Raw genomic sequence first — 18,808 nt, forward strand, 5'->3', positions numbered from 1 at the left:
ACCATGCTGCATCTCGACCGCTGTGACCCGGCGAGGCGGGATTGGGTGAGCGACGCCATCGCGCTGGTGGAGGCCGACGCCAACCGCTCGGCGGACACCCACCTCCTGCCGTTCCCGCTGCCCACCTCGTGGGGGATCGACCTCTACCTCAAGGACGAGTCCTCGCACCCCACCGGTTCGCTCAAGCACCGGCTCGCCAGATCCCTTTTCCTGTACGCCCTGTGCAACGGCTGGATCGGTCCCGGCACCCCGGTGGTCGAGGCCTCCTCCGGCTCCACGGCGGTGAGCGAGGCGTACTTCGCCCGGATGCTGGGGCTCGAGTTCATCGCCGTCATGCCGGCCGGCACGTCGCCGGAGAAGATCTCGCTGATCGAGTTCCAGGGCGGCAAGTGCCACCTCGTCGACGACCCGACCGCGACGGTGGCGGCCGCCCGTACGCTCGCCGCCGAGCTCGGCGGGCACTTCATGGACCAGTTCACCCACGCCGAACGGGCCACCGACTGGCGCGGCAACAACAACATCGCCGAGTCGATCTACGCGCAGCTGGGGCTGGAGCGGCACCCCGTGCCGGCCTGGGTCGTGGTGGGTGCGGGCACCGGCGGCACCAGCGCCACGATCGGCCGGTACATCCGCTACCGGCGCTTTCCCACCCGGCTGTGCGTGGTGGATCCGGAGGGTTCGGCGTTCTGGCCGGCGTACCTGAATCAGGACTGGACGGTGAGCACGAGCCGCGGCTCCCGCATCGAGGGCATCGGCCGGCCCCGGGTCGAGCCGTCGTTCCAGCCCTCGGTGGTCGACCGGATGGTCCCCGTGCCCGACGCCGCGTCGCTGGCCGCCATGCGCGCGGGCTCGGCCGTGCTCGGACGCCGGGTCGGCGGCTCCACCGGCACGAACCTGTGGGGCGCGTTCGCCCTGATCGCGGAGCTGATGGCGGCCGGGCGTACGGGATCGGTGGTGACCCTGATCTGCGACGGCGGCGAACGGTACGCGCACACCTACTACTCCGACGACTGGGTGGCGGCGCAGGGTTTGTCCCTGGATGCGCCGCTGGCCACCATCGATGCCTTTCTGTCCACCGGCAGGTGGGATCCGCCGCCGATCCGGGGCAGCGCGGACGAGCCGGACCTGAAAGGATGAAGCCCGCAAAGGGATTCACCTTCTAGGAGTGCCCGTGCCCGACGGCGACGACGTCACCACCCCGCCGCGCCGCGCCGTCGTGCCCTCGCCACGGCCACCGCACCCGTCCGAGGCCCTGCCCCCTCCCGGCTTCCACCCGGGCTTCCATCCCGCCGCCCAGGCCGGTCCGTATCCCGATCCCTGGGCCGTGGGCGGGCCGCCGATCGAGCCTGCCCGCAACACCCTCGCGAAGGGGCTGATGGTCGGCGGCGCCCTGGCGGTCGTCGCCACAGTCGCCCTCGGCGCCGCGGTCGTCTACGCCGAGAACCGGACGTCACCGGCCGAGGCCGCGGCCCCGCCGGCCGCCGGGCGGAAGCTCACGCCGTTCGAGTCGGTGAACGCGATGCTCGAGCTCCAGGCGGCGGCGGTGGTCCGCGGCGACGAGAAGGCCTGGCTGGCCGCCGTCGATCCGGGCCGGCCGAAGCTGCGCTCCCGATACCGCATGATGTTCCAGAACCTGCGCGCCCTCGGGGTCAGCCACTTCGCCTACCAGACGTCGCTGCGCGACCGGATGGGCGACGGCCCGAAGCTCGGCATCTCCGCCGACGTCGCGTACTGCTTCGCCGACGACGTCTGCACGAGGGAGAAGGGTGTCGACTCGGACGGCCCGCCCTCGGTCGGCCAGACGCTCACCCTCGAGTCGATCGACGGCAACTGGGTCATCACCGCGCTGACCTCGCGCAAGGGCGACAAGGACGAGCAGAAGGTGCCGTGGGAGAGCAGCGCCCTGGTGACCGCCCGGGGCAGCCGGGTCACCCTGGTCGGCACGCGCAGCGAGCAGAAGTACTTCGAGCGGGTCCTGCCGATCGCCGACCGGGCCGCCACGGTCAACGACCGCTTCGCCGGCCTCGTCGGCAACCCGCAGAAGCGCTACCGCATCTACCTGGCCGGCGCCAAGCAGTGGAAGACCTGGTACGGCGGCATCACCGACAAGTGGGTCGTCGGGTACGCCCTCCCGCTCCGTCAGGCCGGCACGGACGTGGTGCTGAACATGCCGGAGCTCAAGAGCGACCCGCAGCTGCTCAGCACCACGGTCCAGCACGAGCTCGGCCACGTCGTCACGGTCGGCAACCTGCACCGCCGCACGTACGGGCAGAGCGACATGTGGCTCAAGGAGGGCATCGCCGAGTACATCGGCTGGTACCCGCAGCCGGCCTCCGCGAGCTGGCGCCGCCAGTCGGTCAGCGACGCCGTGCACGGCAGCCGGCCCCCCACCTCCATCGCGGTCAAGGCGCTGAGCGCGGACGCCCGCAGCGAGGACGGCGACGCGTTCTACGGCCTCGGCCACTTCGCCGCGGACTGCCTCGCCAAGAAGTACGGCCAACGCGCCCTCTTCACCTTCGTCCGGATGTACCTGCGCGAGGACCGAGACCTCGATCCGGCGTCACAGCAGGCGTTCGGCAAGCCGTTCAAGACGGTGGACCGGTCCTGCGTCGCCTGGATCCGCGACCGCGCCTGACCCGCCCCTCACGCGAACGCCCGGACCCTACCGACTGAAGGCTCGCGCGAGCCCCGGATAGTCGAGGACGAAACCGTCGTCGTCCACGACCAGGTCGGCGCTGAACGTCTCGCTGGCGAAGCGCACCCGGCCGTCGCCCAGCGCGGTGTAGATCTGGTCCGCCTGGATCACCTCGAGGCTGGGCAGCCGCACCCATGCGACGCTGACCCGGTGCGCCACCCCCGGCTCCGCGCCGGTGAGGCCCAGGCGGCGGATCGGCAGGGTGTTCGTGAGCGGCGACCCGGTCAGATCGACGTCGTACGCCCCGACCAGCAGGTCCGGGTCGTCCGTGCCGGGCAGCCCGGCGCCGGCGTGCCCGCTCGCGGCGAGGGCCGCGTCCAGGTCCCCCTGCTCGGCGGTGGCCGCCCGCCAGCGCCCACCCTCGCCCGTCAACCGCAGGGTACGGCTCCAGCCGCCGCCCTCGGTGGTCACCTCCAGCGAGGTGGTGACCCACGAGGAATCGGTCCGCAGCTCGTACCGGGCGGTGTAGGGGATCGGGTCGACGGCCAGCGCCGTGCCGCTCGCCCGCAACCCGTCACGCGCGTCGACCAGCGCGTGCTCGGTGCCGGTGGTGTCCCGGCGCTCCCAGAACAACGAACGCATGCTTCCTACCGTACGGCGAGAGGGCTCCCGGCCTCGGCCGGGAGCCCTCTCGATCAGTACGTGTCCTGCCCGCTCCGTCAGCGCGCGCTCTGCCAGACGTGTGCCCGGTCAGTGCGCGTTCTGTTCAGATATCTGCGGTCAGTGCGCGCTCTGTCGGACGTGTGTCCGGTCAGTGCGTGCGGGCCGGGCGGCCCGTCTGGTAGCGGCCGCTGCCCGGCTCGTGCCGATCGTTGCGGCCGCTCTCCCGGCGGAAGCCGCCGGGACGGTCGCCGAAGTTGCGGGCCGAGCGGTCGCCGAAGCCGCGGTCGCTGCGCGGCCGGTCGGTGGGCTGACGGTCACCCGCCGGACGGTCACCGTACGTGCGCTGCTCGCCCCGCGGCCGGTCGCCGAACCCCCGGGACCGGTCGCCGTAGCCGCCGCGATCCCCGGTCGGCCGATCGCCATATCCGCCGCGGTCGCCGGTCGGCCGGTCGCCGTAGCCTCCGGTGGGCCGGTCGCCCCGCGGGCGGTCACCGAACGAGCGGTCCCGGTCACCGTACGGCCGGTCGCCGCGCGGCCGGTCGCCGTAGCCGCCGCGGTCGCCCCGCGGACGGTCGTAGCCGCCACGCTGCGGACGGTCGCCGAAGCGGCGGGGCCGGTCACCGCGCTCGCGGCGCTGCTCCGGCTCCTCCTTCACCGGCACACCGCTGGGCTCGCGCGCCCCGGTGATCTCGGCCAGCTGCTCGTCGCCGAGGCGCACCCGGGTCTCGGTGGGCGCCACACCCGCCTTCAGCACCATCGACTGGGTGCTGCGACGCTGCTTCGGCAGAACCAGCGTCACGACCGCGCCGGACTCGCCCGCACGGGCCGTACGGCCGGCGCGGTGCAGGTAGTCCTTCGGGTCCTTCGGCGGGTCGACGTGCACGACGAGCGAGATGCCGTCGACGTGGATGCCGCGGGCGGCGACGTCGGTGGCCACCAGCACGTTCGTGCGGCCTTCCTTGAACTCGGCCAGCGTGCGGGTGCGTACCCGCTGGGTCTTGCCGCCGTGCAGTGCACCGGCCCGGACCCCGACCGCCGCGAGCTGCTCGACCAGCCGGTCCACCCCCATCTGCGTACGGGCGAAGACGATCGTCTTGCCCGTCCGGTTGGCGATCGACGCGGTGATCGGGAACTTGTCGTGCGGCGGGATCAGCAGCAGGTGGTGGTCCATGGTGGACACGCTCGCCTCAGCGGGAGCCGTCGAGTGCGTCACCGGGTCGGTCATGAACCGCTTGACCAGCGCGTCGACGTCACCGTCGAGCGTCGCCGAGAACAGCAGGCGCTGGGCGTCCGCCGGGGTCTTGGCGAGCAGCTCGGTGACCTCGGGCAGGAAGCCCATGTCGGCCATCTGGTCGGCCTCGTCCAGGACGGTGACCTCGACGTTGTCGAGCTTGCAGGCGCCACGCTCGATCAGGTCGCCGAGCCGGCCCGGCGTCGCCACGATGACCTCGACGCCACGCCGCAGCGCGTCCATCTGACGGTCGTACGGCACGCCGCCGACGGCGGTCTTGAGGAAGACGCCGACCGACCGGCCGAGCGGCATCAGCGAGTCGGCGACCTGCATCGCCAGCTCGCGCGTCGGCACCAGGATGAGGGCCTTCGGGTGGTGCGGCAGCGCCCGGCCGCCCTTGGCGATGCGGGCGAGCAACGGCAGCCCGAACGCCAGCGTCTTGCCGGAGCCGGTCTGGCCGCGGCCGAGCACGTCCCGGCCGCTCAGGGCGTCGGGCATGGTCGCGGCCTGGATCTCGAACGGGGTGGTGATGCCCTCGCGGTTGAGCACGCGGACCAGCTCGGCGGGGATACCGAGGTCGGCGAAGCTCTTGCGCGCCTCGACGATCTCGACGTCGGCGGTCGTGGGGTCACTCACCGTGATCTGCTCGGCAGCCGGAGTCTGCTCGGCCGCTGCGGTCTGCGCCGCTGCCGGAGCCTGAACGGCCGCGGCCTGGACGGCCGGGGTCTGAACGGCCGCGGCCTGGTCGGCAGCCGCGGTCTGGTCGGACGACGCGGCGTGGTCGGCAGCCGCGGTCTGGTCGATCTGCGCGGTCACCGGAGTCTGCTCGGCGGCCACGGTCTGCTCAGCCTGCTCGGGGGAGGGGCTTTCGAAGACGGACGGGAACGTGCTGGGATCAGCGAAAGTGGTCAAGAGAACCTCTCTACGGGGGCGCATGCTCGCGAATGGCCCGCCGCGGCTGCCGAAAAGCTTGCCGCTGAATTGCCCGCAAGAACGCCCGTGGCGTGCACCATGAAGGCACGCCAGGTCAATTACTGCCATCAGTGTACGAGACAACGTCCGTGACGCCGCCCGCATTCCGCGCCGGTAGTGGGCAGGCTCACCCTCAGCGCAACCTCGCCAGCTTAGGCGCGGATCGTGGAAGCGACAACCTAACCCTGGAAGACTCCACCGATCATGTCGCTGAACGCGTCGCCCACGGTGAAGACGAAGAGCAGGCTGACGCCCACCAGGAGACCCAGCACCACGAGCATGGCGACGATCACCTTGACGTTGCTGCGCCGCTGCATCTCGGGGCCGTCACGCCAGCCCTGGGCCAGGATGTGGCCGGTCAGCGAGCCGGAGTTCTCCACCGAGTTCATCATCACAGGCATCGTCATGTCGGCCGGCGCGTAATCGGCGAGGCCGCCGTAGACCGTTCCCTCGCCCCGCTGCTGCGGCACCGAGGCCGACTGTCCGGAACCCGACCCGTACGTCGAGGTTCGCGCGGACGGGCTACCCGGGTGGGAGACCGTTCCGCCGAACGGCTGCCGAGCACCGCCCGATGCGCCTACCCCGAACGGCATCGTCGGGTCACTCTGCGGCGGCGCGGCGGCGTGATTTCCGGCCATGAACGGCATCGTGGCGTCGCTGCCCGCCTGGCCGGCGGCGAACGGCATGGTGTGGTCGTGGTTCGCGGCCTGGCTCGCCGCGAACGGCATCGTGTTGTCGTGGTTGGCGTGGCCCGCCTGGTTCGCGGCGTGGTTCGCGGCCTGGCTCGCGGCGAACGGCATGGTGGCGTCCGGCCCGGCCTGCTGCCCGCCGGACGACGGGTAGCCGTTCGGCGAGTGGCTCGCCCCCGGCTGGTTGCCGCCCGGGTGGCTCGCGGCGAACGGCATGGTCGAGTCGCTCGGAGCCGGCTGTGCGGGGTGGCTCCCGGCGGCTGACGTGAAGGGCATTGTGGAGTCGCTTCCGGTGACGCCGCTCGTTCCGCCGATGCCCCACGAGGAGGCCGACCGGGCGGCGGCAGAGGTGAAGGGCATGGTGGAGTCGCTCGTCACCGGCGGTGCGGAGCGCGGAGCGCCGGCCGGCCCGGTGGCAGGCGGCGTCGTGTAAGCCGGCAAACCGTTCCCGCCGCTCGCCGAAGCGATGGTCGGGGGCGCCGGAAACGGCCCGGGAACGGGACCCGGCCCGGGGCCTGGAACCGGTCCTGGAGGCACGGGGCTCGGCCCGGGACCCGGAGGCACGGGCGACGGTCCCGGTCCCGGCGGGACTGGGCTCGGTCCCGGGCTCGGCGGCACCGGGCTGGGCCCGGGCCCGGGCGGCACCGGGTTAGGTCCGGGTCCGGGTGGCGTGGGGCTGGGCCCGGGCCCGGGGGGTGTCGGGCTGGGGCCGGGTCCGGGCGGCACCGGGCCGGGGGTCGGTCCGGGCGTGGGCGAGGGGCTCGGCGGCACCGGGCTCGGGAACGGCGCGGGCTCGGGCCGCGTGGGCTTGGCCGGCTCGGGCCTCCCGGGCCGCGGCTCCGGCGTCGAAGGCTCCGGAAGATCGGGCTCCGGCGTCGAGGGCTCCGCGGGCTCCGACGCGGACTCGCCCCCGGCGTCCGGCTTGTCGTCGGAGCGACTGCCGTAGACCTTGGGCGACCACGTCTGAGGCCGGTCACCGGCCGGGGACACCTGGGACGAACCGGACACGCTGGCCCGGGCGGCGTTCGGGCTCGGCGGCACCGACACGGGCCGCAACGATCCGGCGGCACCGTCGTAGGCGTCCGGGAAGAAGGCGGACCGCCCGCCGTCGACCGGCGCGCGCCCCGCCGGCCCACTGACCGGCGCCGATCCGGGCACGGCCGCGGACCCCGAGACAGGAGCCGAGCTCGGCACGGCCGCGGACCCGGAAACGGGGGCAGCCGCGGGCCCGGAGCTGGGCACGGCCGCGGACCCGGAAACCGGCGCGGAGCCGGGCACGAACCCGGCTCCGGAAACGGGCGGCGCGGAGCTGGGCACGGCCGCGGACCCGGAAACCGGCGCGGAGCTGGGCACGGACGCCGAACCGGAGACGGGGCGGGCGGCGCCGGGCTGGCCGGACGAGGCCCACAGGGCACCGGCGGCGGGCGGTGGCGGGAGCTCGTACCCCTGATCGCTCTGACCGGAACCGCTCGCCGGCGTCCGCGCAGCAGGCGGCTTCTTGCCGTCGCTGTCCGGTTTCGCCTGCTGCTCGTCCATGGGTCCTCCCGATCGCCGCCACCCGTGTGCGACGTCACTGCCGGACGCCGGGCAAGCCGATATGCCGGGCGTTCGTCACTACCGTGCCACATCTGCGCTCATGAGCACACCCGGCGTCAACCGGTCCTCGGTGTAGAGAACGGCCTAGCGCTCGACCGTTACCGGATTGTTTCTAGTCGCCGGAGGTCGCGGCTCCGGACTTCGAGGCCGATGCGGAGGAGGTCGCCTTCGTCGCCGAGGAGCTGGCCTTCGTTGCCGAGGCGCTGGCCTTGGTGGCCGAGGGCGAGGCGGTGGACTTCGTCGCCGAGGGCGACGTGGCGGTGGGCTTCGGTGTGGCCGCCGAGGCCTCCGACGACGGCGAATGCGTCGGCTGCTCGTCCTCGCCCCCGCCGGGCGCGCTGGACGACGCGGACGGGACCGGCTTGGACGTCGTCGGCGAACCGCCCGGCGTGGACGGCTGCGTGCTCGGGGTCGACGGCCCGGTGCTCGGCGAGCTGGGCTTCGTCGGCGGCGTCGACGGGGAGCTGGGCTTCGTCGGCGGGGTCGACGGCGAACTCGGCTTCGACGGCGTGGTCGGCGGCTTGCTGCTCGGCGTCGTCGGGGGCTTCGTCGTCGGCTTGTGGTTGCTCGGCGTCTCCGGGTCCGGCGAGCCCAGATCCGGGCCCTCGACGGTGCCCTCGACCGAGCCGTAGATGCGGGTCGCGGCGAACAACCTGGTCCAGCGTACGGGGGTGAGCCGTACGTTCAGGCCGGTCCGCGGCGCCTCGACCATCATGCCGTCGCCGGCGTACATGGCCACGTGGTGGATGCCCGTCCAGCTCGACGAGGAGCTGAAGAACAGCAGGTCGCCGGCGAGCAGCGAGTAGCGGTCCACCGTCTTGCCGCGGGTCTGGTAGTACTGGTCCTTCGAGACCCGGGTCAGCGGGAAGTTGCCCGCCGCGTTCGAGCGGTAGGCGTAATACATCAGCCCCGAACAGTCGAACTGGTTCGGGCCCTCCTCGGACCACACGTACGGGTCGCCGCGCTGCGCCAGGGCGATCGTCAGGGCCGCGATGGCCCGCGGGTCGGCGCCGCGTCCCGCGTTCTCGCCCGCCAGGAAGCCCGCGCCGGCCTGAGCGTCCTGGGCCGCCTGGGCGGCGTCCGACGCGCTGATCTCGGGGGCGTGCTCCTGCTCGTACTTCTGCTGGGCCGCGATTTTCTTGTCGAGTGTGGCCTTCTTCGTGGTGTGGGTGGCGGTGAGCTGGTCGAGCTTGGTGCGCAGGCTCTGCTGCTCGGCGATCGCCGCCGTGTACGCCGCCTGCACGATCGTCAGCTGGCGGCCGGAGGCCTGCTCGGTGCCGGATCCGCCCTGCTGGATGCGGGCGAGGGCGTCCAGGTCCTGCAGCCCCGAGCCGAACGCGCCCGGCGGGAGCGCGGCGGCGTTGCGTACGGCTTCGCCCGCCGCGGTCCGGACCTCTTCCTGGGCCGCCGTCACGGCGGTCTGGGTGTCGACCACCTTCTGGTCCGCCGTGGTCAGCTGGGTGCGGGTGAGCTTGAGCTCCTCGTCGAGCTTCGCGAGGTCCTCGCCCATGGCCGTGATCGCGGCCCGGCCGGCCTCCACCTTCTTCATCACCGGGCTGGTGGCCGCGCCGACGGGGGTGGTGGTGGCGGGATTGGTGGGTGTGAACGGAGTGCCGGGAGCGCCGGGCGTGCCCGGAGCGCCAGGCGTGCCGGGCTTCTGACCGGGCAGCGTGATGGCGCCGACGGCGATCGGGCGCGAACCGGTGTCGGGAACCGAACCGGGGGCACCCGGCGCGGCGCTCGCCGGCAGCGGGTTGAACAGCGCGGCGATGGCGGCGGCGGTCGCGGCGGAATAGGCGAGCGGACGCCACCAGGGGCGCAACCGTGTCGCGACTCCCGGTCGATCCTGCCTCGTCTTCGCCATGCGTTCCCCGTCCGCGAGCGTAGCCAGCCGGCGGTTGCCGTCCCCAATAAGGTCATACCGCAACACCTGCACCGGTGTCGATCGATCCGAGATGAGAGGACCCTGAGAATCGTACGGCGGCGAAGTGACTTGCGCCGCCCCGAAGCCCACAGGGCCCGACTTCTGTCGGAGTCAGGACGTAGGCTCGGTCCACCGCGAAGGCGAGAGGGGCCCAGATGGATGTCGGACTGAAGCGCGAGCTCGAGGCGAAGGTCTACGCCGGTGAGCGGCTGTCGCGGGAGGACGGCATCGCGCTCTACGAGAGCGACGACCTGGCCTGGCTCGGGCGTCTGGCGCACCACAAGCGCACCGAGATGAACGGCGACCGGGTGATGTTCAACGTCAACCGGCACCTCAACCTCACGAACGTGTGCTCCGCAAGCTGTGCGTATTGCTCCTTCCAGCGCAAACCGGGCGAGAAGGATGCGTACACGATGCGCATCGACGAGGCCGTGCGCAAGGCCAAGGAGATGGAGGACGAGCAGCTCACCGAGCTGCACATCGTCAACGGCCTGCACCCGACGCTGCCCTGGCGCTACTACCCCAAGGTGCTGCGCGAACTCAAGGCCGCGCTGCCCAACGTCAACCTCAAGTGCTTCACGGCCACCGAGGTGCAGTGGTTCGAGAAGATCAGCGGCCTGCCCGCGAGCGAGATCCTCGACGAGCTGATGGACGCCGGCCTCGAGTCGCTGACCGGCGGCGGCGCGGAAATCTTCGACTGGGAGGTCCGCCAGCACATCGTCGACCACAACTGCCACTGGGAAGACTGGTCGCGCATCCACCGCCTCGCGCACGAAAAGGGCATGAAAACCCCGGCGACCATGCTGTACGGCCACATCGAGGAGCCGCGGCACCGGGTCGACCACGTGATGCGCCTCCGCGAGCTCCAGGACGAGACGGGCGGTTTCGCGGTCTTCATCCCCCTGCGTTACCAGCACGACTTCGTCGACTCGGCGGACGGCAAGATCCGCAACCGCATCCAGTCGCGCACCACGATGGCGGCCCCCGCCGAGTCCCTGAAGACGTTCGCGGTCTCCCGCCTGATGTTCGACAACGTGCCCCACGTCAAGTGCTTCTGGGTCATGCACGGCCTCTCGGTCGCCCAGCTCTCCCTCAACTTCGGTGTCGACGACCTCGACGGCTCGGTCGTCGAATACAAGATCACCCACGACGCCGACTCCTACGGCACCCCGAACACCATGCACCGAGGCGACCTCCTCGACCTGATCTGGGACGCGGGCTTTCAACCGGTCGAACGCAACACCCGCTACGAAGTCGTCCGCGAATACGACAAGCCCACCCCCCTCGCCGACCGCCGAAGCGAACCCCAGCAGGTCTGGGCCTGACCCACCGCCCCGGGCGCTCACGGGTTCGGGCGTTCGCGGGCCTGGCTGCTCACAGATCCGGGCGCTCACGGGCCCTGCTGCTCACGGGTCCGGGCGCTCACAGGTCCGGGCGCTCACGGGCCCTGCTGCTCACGGGTCCGGGCGCTCACAGGTCCGGGCGCTCACGGGCCCTGCTGCTCACGGGTCCGGGCGCTCACGGGCCCTGCTGCTCACGGCTCCGGGCGCTCACAGGTTTGGGCGGTCACGGGTCCTGCTGCTCGCACAGGCCCCGGGCGCTCACAGGCCCGGCTGCTCACCGGTCCGGGCGTTCGCGGGTCCGGCTGCCCACCGGCCCGGCTGCCCACCGGCCCGGCTGCCCGCACGACGGGAGTGCCTGCCGTGCGAGCTCGACCGTCGCGGTGGACTGTCGCCGCTCTCGGGCGAACGACGACGACCGCGGGTCGGGGCGGGGCGGCGGTTTCGGTGATGGCTGGCTGGCTCAGCTGGTCCGGTGGGGTGTCGTTCGTGGGCGGCTGGGTGTGGAGTTCGGGGGGTGGTCCGGGGCGGCGTACCCTCGGGGGGTCATGGCCGAGACTCAGAGTGCGCGCCGTCCGCGCAGGGATGCGGATGGGCGGTTGGCGACCGTCCAGGACCTCGTCGGGGTCGCGCTTGCGGGGCTTGTCGCCGGGCTTGTCGTTCTGCTGATCTTCGAGGGCGTCATGTCGCTGGTGCGGGCCTCCGAGTTCGGGCAGGCCAGCGGGTGGATCGCCATTGTGCTGCCGGTGTGGTTGTTCACCGAGGAGTTCCGGGCGGCCGGCTTCGGGGCGTACCGGATCGTGGTTGCGGGGTTGGGTTCGGGGTTTGGGGTTGCGGTCGGGATGACGCTCGCCGGGCTGGCCGCGCCGCTCTTTCCGCCGCTGGTCAGTGGGGCTGCGGGGGCGTTCGGCCTCACCGTGGTCTACTGCGTGGTCTGGTTCTACGGCCTCCGGTGGCTGAGCCACCGTGCCGGCTGACAGGAGATCGTGATGAGTCCCGCCGTCAAGTACACGCTCGGCCGCCTCGGGCTGTTCGTCGTCGTGTTCGTGCTGCTCCTGCCGTTGCCGCTGAACCCGCTGGTCACGGCGATGATCGCGCTGCTGGCGTCGGCCGGGTTCTCCTACTTCCTGCTGGCCAAGTGGCGTAACCAGATGGCGGAGCAGCTCGGCTCGGTGGCGGAGCGGCGGGCGGCGGAGAAGGCGCGACTGCGGGCGGCCCTGGCCGGCGACGAGGAAGCAGCCGCGGCCGGCGACCGGGCGGCCGCAGCTGATGACCGGGCCTCGGCTGATGACCGGGCCGCAGCTGATGACCGGGCTGCGGCAGGTGACCGGGCCGCGGCTGATGGCCGGGCTGCGGCAGGTGATGGGGTGGTCGGTGACGGAGCGGCTGGTGACACCAAGGCCGTCTGAACTGCGGTTCTGCGGTCATCATGCCGACGTAGGGGGCACATTGGCATGGCCGGCAGCGGGTGGTTCCATTGCCAAGTATCGATGCCGGGTGATGCAGTGACGGGGTTCGGACCCCTCTGACACCCCCGGAGGTCGTTCATGAGACGACGTGTCACCGGTCTGGCCGCGGCCGCCACCGCCGGTCTGGCCCTGATCGCTGCCACCGCCGCCACCGCGCAGCCTGCCACCGCGCAGCCTGCCACCGCGGAGTTGCGTGCCGACAGTTCGGCCCAGTACGAGATCTATGACGTGCGTACGCTCGCGCAGCGCAACACGATCGCGAGCACCGGCGTGGCCATCGACTCCGTGGAGCACGCGGTGGTCGAGGTGACCGCCACGGGCAGCGAGGTCAAGGCGCTGCGGTCGCTGGGCTTCACGGTCAAGAAGATCGAGGCCACCGGTGCGAGCGACGACGTGTCCACGCTGGACTTCCCGTCGCGGGACGCCGCGTACCACAATTACGCGGAGATGGTCGCCGAGGTCGACACCATCGTCGCCCGCTATCCGAACATCGCGAGCAAGCGGGTGCTGGGGAAGACGTACCAGGGTCGCGACATCGTCGCCGTCAAGATCTCGGACAATGTCGGTACGGACGAGAGCGAACCCGAGGTCCTCTACGACGCCAACCACCACGCGCGCGAGCATCTGACCGTGGAGATGGCCGTCTACCTGCTGCATCTCTTCACCGACAACTACGCGAGCGACTCGCGGGTCCGTGGCGTCGTGGACAGCCGCGAGATCTGGGTCATCCCGTCGGTCAACCCGGACGGCGCCGAATATGACATCGCGAGCGGCGACTACCGGTCGTGGCGCAAGAACCGGCAACCCAACAGCGGCTCCAGGTACGTCGGCACCGACCTCAACCGCAACTACGGCTACAAGTGGGGCTGCTGCGGCGGCTCGTCGGGCAGCCCGTCGTCGGAGACGTACCGTGGCACCGCCGCGTTCTCGTCCCCCGAGACCAAGGTCGTCCGCGACTTCGTGCTGAGCCGCGTCGTCGGCGGCGTCCAGCAGATCAAGGCCGCCATGGACTTCCACACGTACTCGGAGCTGGTGCTGTGGCCGTTCGGCTACACCACGGCGAGCACCGCGCCCGACATGAACGCCGACCAGAACAACACGTTCGCCACGCTGGGCCGGCAGATGGCAGCCACCAACGGCTACACCCCGGAGCAGTCCAGCGACCTCTACATCACCGACGGCGACCTGCTCGACTACCTCTGGGGCACCCACAAGATCTTCGCGTACACCTTCGAGATGTACCCGACCAGCTCCGCGGGCGGCGGCTTCTACCCGCCGGCGAGCGTCATCACCCGCGAAACAACCCGCAACCGCGAGGCGGCCCTCCTCCTCGCCGAGGCGGCGGACTGCCCGTACAAGGTGATCGGCAAGCAGTCCCAGTACTGCTGACGCGGTTGCCCGCCACGGTCTCGGCCGTGGCGGGTAGCCGGCTACAGGTGCCGTCGCACCTCCGCGGCGAAGTGCCGCAATCCGGAGCGCTCCAGCATCGCCAGCACGCCCGCCACCGTCCTCGGTTCGCGGCGATGGGCCGCCGCCTGCGCCCGCAGCGCGTGCAAGGTCGCCCCCGGATAGAGATCCAGCTGGTCGAGAAGAAAATCGTCGGGATGCACGGCGGCGATGTCGTAGGCCTCGAGAGCGGTTGCCGGGAAGTCCTTCAGATTGAACGTGACGATGACCTCGGCATGTGCGCGGACGGCCGCGGCGAGCACATGCCGGTCCTTGGGGTCGTTGGTCATTCCGTCGATCAGCGACTCGTAGCCGGTAACCATCGCATCGGGAAAGGACTTCGTCATCTGGGCGATGCGACGGTCGACCCGCTCGGCCGGAAGGTCCAGCTTCACGAGGTTACGATGAAGCTCCGCCATGACGTCGCCGGACCACAGCGGCCGGAAGGCGTGAACCTCTGCGACGCGCAACATGGTGTCGCAGAGTGCGGCGGGGAAGAGAACGCAGGTGTCCAGGAACGCCGGGAAAGCCACCGGTCGACGCTCCTATCTCAGGTCCTCGGGCGGCCGAGCGGCCGTATAGAGATCCAGGTCCTCGGCTTCCGCGACCATGTCGTCCAGCGCGCGGCGACGCTCCTCGCGGGTCTGGTTCTGGTAGTCGAGCACGTCCCGGAGCAGCACCCTGCGATGCCTTCCACGCATCGTGTGCGGGATTTCGCCCTGAGTCAGGAGTCGCACCAGGGTGGGGCGAGAGATGTTCAGCAGGTCGGCGGCTTCCTGGGTGGTCAGCATCGTGTGCCGCGGGGCGATGGAGATCGCCACCCCCTGGGAGAGGGCTGTCACCACGTCCCGCAGCAGGCCGTACAGCTCCTCCGGCAGGTCGAGCTCCGAGCCGTCGGGGCCGATCAGCCGGGCTCGGCCCGGGACGCTCGGGCCGGCGAGCCCGTTGGCGAAGCGGCTCAGCGAAGACAGATCGTCGGGTGGCATGACGGTGCGTTCGTGCAGCGCTGACGGCATGTGTCCCACAGTACGCCTAAACGAAAAATCCGAAAGCCCTTCTCGTGATGGGTGACGTCTGCTGAACCGCTGATCAGGGGGTGGGATAGCGTCAGGGGGACCGCGTAGCAGCGAAGCCGGTGGGATTCCGGCGCTGTCCCGCAACTGTGAAGTTCTGGTCCTCGCCTCGCGCGGGACGAATCAGGCAAAGCCAGGTCGCCTGCACGCCGGTCGCGATTGAGCGCTCTCGACGGAGGGGCGCCTCGCGGGCCGGGAATCCGGTCGGCGGAGCCCGACAGGAGGACCAGGATGAGACGGGTGTTGACGGCCGCGATCGCGGTGACCGCGTTGTTGCTCGGGGGCGGCTGCGGTGGGGATTCGGGCGGGGACGACCGGCCGGCCCCGGGGGCTAGCGGTGCCGCCTTCCCGGCCACGGCGGGTGGGGTCACGCTGGAGCGGCGGCCCGAGCGGATCGTGTCGCTGGCTCCTACCGCCACCGAGATGCTGTTCGCGATCGGTGCCGGGTCGCAGGTGGTGGCCGTGGATGACCAGTCGACCTTCCCGGCTGAGGCGCCGCGGACCGATCTGTCCGGGTTCAAGCCGAACGCCGAGGCGATCGCCGCGAAGAACCCGGATCTGGTGGTGCTCTCCGACGATCTGAACAAGATCGTGGACCAGCTCACGAAGTTGAAGGTTCCCGTGCTGCTGGCCCGGGCCGCGGGGACGCTCGACGACACGTACGCCCAGATCGGTCAGCTCGGCACCCTGACCGGCCACCCGGCGGAGGCGGCGGCGCTGAACGAGCGGATGCGGACCCAGATCGACAAGATCGTGGGCGGGGTGCCGGCCCGGTCGGCGCCGCTGACGTACTACTACGAGCTTGATCCGACGTTCTACACCGTCACGTCGCAGACCTTCGTCGGGTCGATCTTCGCGCGGTTCGGGCTGACCAACATCGCCGATGGGGCGAAGACCGCGTATCCGCAGCTGTCGCCGGAGAAGTTGATCGCCGCCGACCCGGACATGGTGTTCCTGGCGGACAGCAAGTGCTGCGCCCAGTCGCCGGAGACGGTGAAGGCGCGCAAGGGGTGGGCCGGGGTGACCGCGGTCAAGAACAACCAGATCGTGGCGCTCGACGACGACATCGCCTCCCGCTGGGGTCCGCGGGTCGTCGACCTGGTCCAGGCGGTGGCGGATGCGGTGGCCAAGGCCCGCGCATAGCGCGACAGCCGTACCCGGAAAGGTCGAACGCGAGCCCGGAAAGGCCGAGCGCCCGAGGCCGGCCGGGTTGGGGGTCGCCTGGCTGGCCGGGGGCGTCCTCGCCGTGGCCGTCGCGCTCGTCGCCGGCGTCGCGTTCGGGCCGGTCACGCTGCCGCCCGTCCGGGTCGCCGCCGAGTTGCTCAACCTGCTTCCGGGCGTACGGGTGCACAGCGGCCTGACCGAGCGCGAAGCCGCCATCGTCACCGAGCTGCGCCTGCCCCGGGTCGTGCTCGGGCTGCTGGTCGGGGCGCTGCTGGCGGTGGCGGGCGCGGCGTACCAGGGCGTGTTCCGGAACCCGCTCGCCGATCCGCATCTGCTGGGCGTCGCGGCCGGCGCCGGGCTGGGCGTGACCGCGGTGATCGCGTTCCGCGGCGGCACCGGCGATGTCACCGCGAACCTGCCCATCGGCGTACCCGTCGCTGCTTTCGTGGGTGCGGTCGGCGCCGTCGTGCTCACCTGCTTGCTCGGCGGGGCCGGTGGGCGGGCCCGTACCCCCGCGACCTTGATCCTGTCGGGAGTGGCCGTTTCCGCGTTCCTGTCCGCGGCCCAGACGTTCCTGATGCAGCGGCACACCGAGTCCATGCGGGAGGTGTACGCGTGGCTGCTCGGCCGCCTCGCCACCGCCGGCTGGCACGACGTGCTGATCGTGTTGCCGTACGCGATCGTGACCGGTCTGATCGTCCTCGCCCACCGGCGGGAGCTGGACGTGCTGACCGTGGGTGACGAGGAGGCGACCAGCCTCGGGTTGCATCCGCAGCGGAGCCGCTACCTGCTGGTGGTCGCCGCGTCCCTGGGCACCGCCGCGGCCGTGTCCGTCTCCGGCCTGATCGGCTTCGTCGGCATCATCGTGCCGCACACGCTGCGGTTGCTGGCCGGGCCGAGTTACCGGTCGATCCTGCCGCTGTCGGTGCTCTACGGCGGGGCCTTCCTGGCGCTGACCGACCTGGTGGCGCGGACCGCGGCGAGCCCGGCCGAGATCCCGATCGGCGTGGTGACCGCGTTCTTCGGCGCGCCGTTCTTCGCCGTCGTCCTGCGCAGGACCAGGACATGATCGGCGTACGGGGGCTGCGCGTACGCCTCGGCGGCGCGCTGATCGTCGACGGCGTGGACCTCGACGTGGCCGACGGCGAATGGGTCACGATCATCGGGCCGAACGGCGCCGGCAAGTCGACCCTACTGCGGGCGGTCGGCGGGCTCGTCGCGTACGAGGGAACGGTCGTCCTGGGCGACACCACGCTGGAGCGGATGCCGCGCCGCGAGCGGGCCCGGACGCTCGCGACGGTCGCGCAGTCGCCGGTCGTGCCGCCGGGGATGCTCGTCTACGACTATGTGCTGCTCGGGCGCACGCCCTACATCCCGGCGCTCGGCCGCGAGTCCGCCGCCGACCTGGCGGTGGCCGGCGAGGTCCTCGACGCGCTCGACCTGGGCCCGTTCGGTCAGCGGCGGCTGGACACCCTCTCCGGCGGCGAACGGCAGCGGGTCTTCCTGGCCCGGGCGCTGGCCCAGGGCGCCCGGATCCTGCTGCTGGACGAGCCGACCAGCGCCCTCGACATCGGTCATCAGCAGGAGGTGCTCGACCTCGTGGACCGGTTGCGCGCCGAGCGGGGGCTGACGGTCCTCGCCACCATGCACGACCTCTCGACCGCCGGCGGGTACGCCGACCGCCTGGTCCTGCTGGCCGGCGGGCGGGTGGTCGCGAAGGGCGCCGCGCGCGACGTGCTCACCGAGGAGCTGCTGGCCGAGCACTACCGGGTGCGGGTGCGGGTGATCGACGGCGAGGACGGCCCACTGGTGGTCCCGGTCAGACGGTGAGGTTGTGCAGGACGGAGAACAGGCCGCCCTGGGGGTCCTCGAGCACCGCGTAACGGCCGATGGGCGAGTCCGACGGCGCCCGGGCGACCCGGCCGCCGAGGGACTGCGCGTGGGCCGCCGTGTCGTCGCAGTCGTCGGCCGCGAAGTAGATCATCCAGTGCGGCGGCAGGTCCTGCGGCCAGGTCTCGTCCATGACCTGCATACCCGCGACCGTCTCGCCGGCCAGCTCCCAGACGAGGTACGGCATGCCGCGCACCCACATCTCCCGTGCCACCCAGCCGAACACCGCGCCGTAGAAGGCGGCCGAGCCGTCGACGTCGCGGGTGACGAGCTCGCTCCAGGCCAGGGAGCCGGGCACGTCGAAGATGTCGGCGCCCTTCATGGTGCCGGGCTGCCACACGCTGAACGCGGCGCCGGCCTGGTCCAGGAAGGCCGCCATCCGGCCCTGGTACATGACGTCGAACGGCGCCACCAGCACCTTGCCGCCGGCCGCCTCGACCCGGGCCGCCACCGCGTCGGCGTCGTCGGTGGAGACGTACGTGCTCCACGCCGTCGGCTGGCCCTCGCCGAACAGCGGTCCGGCCCCCGCCGCGGCCCGGCCGTCGAGGCGGAACGTGGTGTACCCGCCGTACTCCTCGCCGGACACGTCGGCCTCCCAGCCGAAGAGCCGCGTGTAGAAGCGGGTCGCGTCCGCCAGGTCCGCTGTTCCCAGATCCACCCAGTTGGGGAGGCCGGGCGTCGGATCGGTCATGGGGTGGATCGTTGCACCCCGGTGC

General features: G+C 71.7%; 16 protein-coding genes, 1 pseudogene and 1 riboswitch. Of the genes and pseudogenes, 10 read left to right on the forward strand and 7 right to left on the reverse strand.

Going from position 1 to position 18,808, the window contains the following annotated elements:
* Positions 1-3 precede the first annotated feature (3 nt).
* Both cds1 and CLV70_RS14515 read left to right on the forward strand, forming a co-directional pair.
* On the forward strand, positions 4-1,137 hold the full coding sequence (gene cds1 / locus CLV70_RS14510) for an L-cysteine desulfhydrase Cds1 (protein ID WP_106127011.1): 1,134 nt from the start codon (positions 4-6) through the stop codon (positions 1,135-1,137).
* Between the two features lie 34 nt (positions 1,138-1,171).
* Positions 1,172-2,635: a gluzincin family metallopeptidase gene (locus tag CLV70_RS14515; protein WP_146164064.1), complete on the forward strand. Its 1,464-nt coding sequence runs from the start codon at positions 1,172-1,174 to the stop codon at positions 2,633-2,635.
* Positions 2,636-2,662: 27 nt separating this feature from the next.
* Here the strand turns inward: CLV70_RS14515 and CLV70_RS14520 are convergent, their stop codons facing one another.
* The 3 genes from CLV70_RS14520 to CLV70_RS14530 all read right to left on the reverse strand — a co-directional run bounded on the left by CLV70_RS14520 (position 2,663) and on the right by CLV70_RS14530 (position 6,406).
* The gene (locus tag CLV70_RS14520; RefSeq protein ID WP_106127013.1) at positions 2,663-3,277 is read right to left on the reverse strand and encodes a putative glycolipid-binding domain-containing protein; all 615 of its coding nucleotides are present in this window, start codon (positions 3,275-3,277) and stop codon (positions 2,663-2,665) included.
* A gap of 169 nt (positions 3,278-3,446) precedes the next feature.
* Positions 3,447-5,441 carry a DEAD/DEAH box helicase gene (locus tag CLV70_RS14525; RefSeq protein WP_425440155.1) on the reverse strand — a complete coding sequence of 665 codons (1,995 nt, stop codon included), beginning with the start codon at positions 5,439-5,441 and terminating at the stop codon, positions 3,447-3,449.
* Positions 5,442-5,680: 239 nt separating this feature from the next.
* Positions 5,681-6,406: a hypothetical protein gene (locus CLV70_RS14530; protein ID WP_106127014.1), complete on the reverse strand. Its 726-nt coding sequence runs from the start codon at positions 6,404-6,406 to the stop codon at positions 5,681-5,683.
* A gap of 76 nt (positions 6,407-6,482) precedes the next feature.
* Between CLV70_RS14530 and CLV70_RS39680 the strand changes: the two genes are divergently transcribed.
* Complete coding sequence (locus CLV70_RS39680; protein ID WP_158277766.1) at positions 6,483-6,623, forward strand: hypothetical protein; 141 nt, start codon at positions 6,483-6,485, stop codon at positions 6,621-6,623.
* 1,275 nt (positions 6,624-7,898) lie between these two features.
* Here the strand turns inward: CLV70_RS39680 and CLV70_RS14545 are convergent.
* Complete coding sequence (locus CLV70_RS14545; RefSeq protein WP_106127017.1) at positions 7,899-9,650, reverse strand: NlpC/P60 family protein; 1,752 nt, start codon at positions 9,648-9,650, stop codon at positions 7,899-7,901.
* 215 nt (positions 9,651-9,865) lie between these two features.
* Here CLV70_RS14545 and mqnE point away from each other — a divergent pair, with 215 nt between their 5' ends.
* The 4 genes and pseudogenes from mqnE to CLV70_RS14565 form a co-directional block, all read left to right on the forward strand.
* On the forward strand, positions 9,866-11,035 hold the full coding sequence (gene mqnE / locus CLV70_RS14550; protein WP_106127018.1) for an aminofutalosine synthase MqnE: 1,170 nt from the start codon (positions 9,866-9,868) through the stop codon (positions 11,033-11,035).
* A gap of 563 nt (positions 11,036-11,598) precedes the next feature.
* Positions 11,599-12,027, forward strand: a complete 429-nt coding sequence (locus CLV70_RS14555) for a hypothetical protein (RefSeq protein ID WP_106127273.1) — start codon at positions 11,599-11,601, stop codon at positions 12,025-12,027.
* A gap of 12 nt (positions 12,028-12,039) precedes the next feature.
* The gene (locus tag CLV70_RS14560) at positions 12,040-12,459 is read left to right on the forward strand and encodes a DUF4229 domain-containing protein (protein ID WP_106127019.1); all 420 of its coding nucleotides are present in this window, start codon (positions 12,040-12,042) and stop codon (positions 12,457-12,459) included.
* 138 nt (positions 12,460-12,597) lie between these two features.
* A pseudogene (locus tag CLV70_RS14565) lies at positions 12,598-13,905 on the forward strand (M14 family metallopeptidase); the annotation flags it as partial.
* Positions 13,906-13,949: 44 nt separating this feature from the next.
* On the opposite strand, the gene CLV70_RS14570 reads toward CLV70_RS14565, so the two are convergent.
* Positions 13,950-14,498, reverse strand: a complete 549-nt coding sequence (locus CLV70_RS14570; protein WP_106127021.1) for a PIN domain-containing protein — start codon at positions 14,496-14,498, stop codon at positions 13,950-13,952.
* 12 nt (positions 14,499-14,510) lie between these two features.
* Positions 14,511-14,981 (reverse strand): helix-turn-helix domain-containing protein, encoded by a 471-nt coding sequence (locus tag CLV70_RS14575; protein ID WP_106127274.1) that lies wholly within the window; start codon positions 14,979-14,981, stop codon positions 14,511-14,513.
* A gap of 61 nt (positions 14,982-15,042) precedes the next feature.
* A riboswitch (cobalamin riboswitch) is annotated at positions 15,043-15,202 on the forward strand.
* 67 nt (positions 15,203-15,269) lie between these two features.
* On the opposite strand from CLV70_RS14575, the gene CLV70_RS14580 reads away from it, so the two are divergent.
* From CLV70_RS14580 to CLV70_RS14590, 3 genes are read left to right on the forward strand one after another with little or no spacing between them, the layout of a single operon-like run.
* Positions 15,270-16,181, forward strand: coding sequence for an ABC transporter substrate-binding protein (locus CLV70_RS14580; protein ID WP_106127022.1), 912 nt, complete (start codon positions 15,270-15,272; stop codon positions 16,179-16,181).
* Positions 16,156-17,271, forward strand: coding sequence for a FecCD family ABC transporter permease (locus CLV70_RS14585; RefSeq protein ID WP_106127023.1), 1,116 nt, complete (start codon positions 16,156-16,158; stop codon positions 17,269-17,271). Before CLV70_RS14580 ends, CLV70_RS14585 begins: the two co-directional genes overlap by 26 nt.
* Positions 17,268-18,032: an ABC transporter ATP-binding protein gene (locus tag CLV70_RS14590; protein WP_106127024.1), complete on the forward strand. Its 765-nt coding sequence runs from the start codon at positions 17,268-17,270 to the stop codon at positions 18,030-18,032. The genes CLV70_RS14585 and CLV70_RS14590 overlap by 4 nt, the downstream gene beginning before the upstream one ends.
* Here the strand turns inward: CLV70_RS14590 and CLV70_RS14595 are convergent.
* On the reverse strand, positions 18,022-18,783 hold the full coding sequence (locus CLV70_RS14595) for a VOC family protein (RefSeq protein ID WP_106127025.1): 762 nt from the start codon (positions 18,781-18,783) through the stop codon (positions 18,022-18,024). The two genes, CLV70_RS14590 and CLV70_RS14595, sit on opposite strands and share 11 nt — an antisense overlap.
* Positions 18,784-18,808 lie beyond the last annotated feature (25 nt).

Source organism: Pseudosporangium ferrugineum, assembly GCF_003002065.1.
Classification (GTDB): domain Bacteria; phylum Actinomycetota; class Actinomycetes; order Mycobacteriales; family Micromonosporaceae; genus Actinoplanes; species Actinoplanes ferrugineus_A.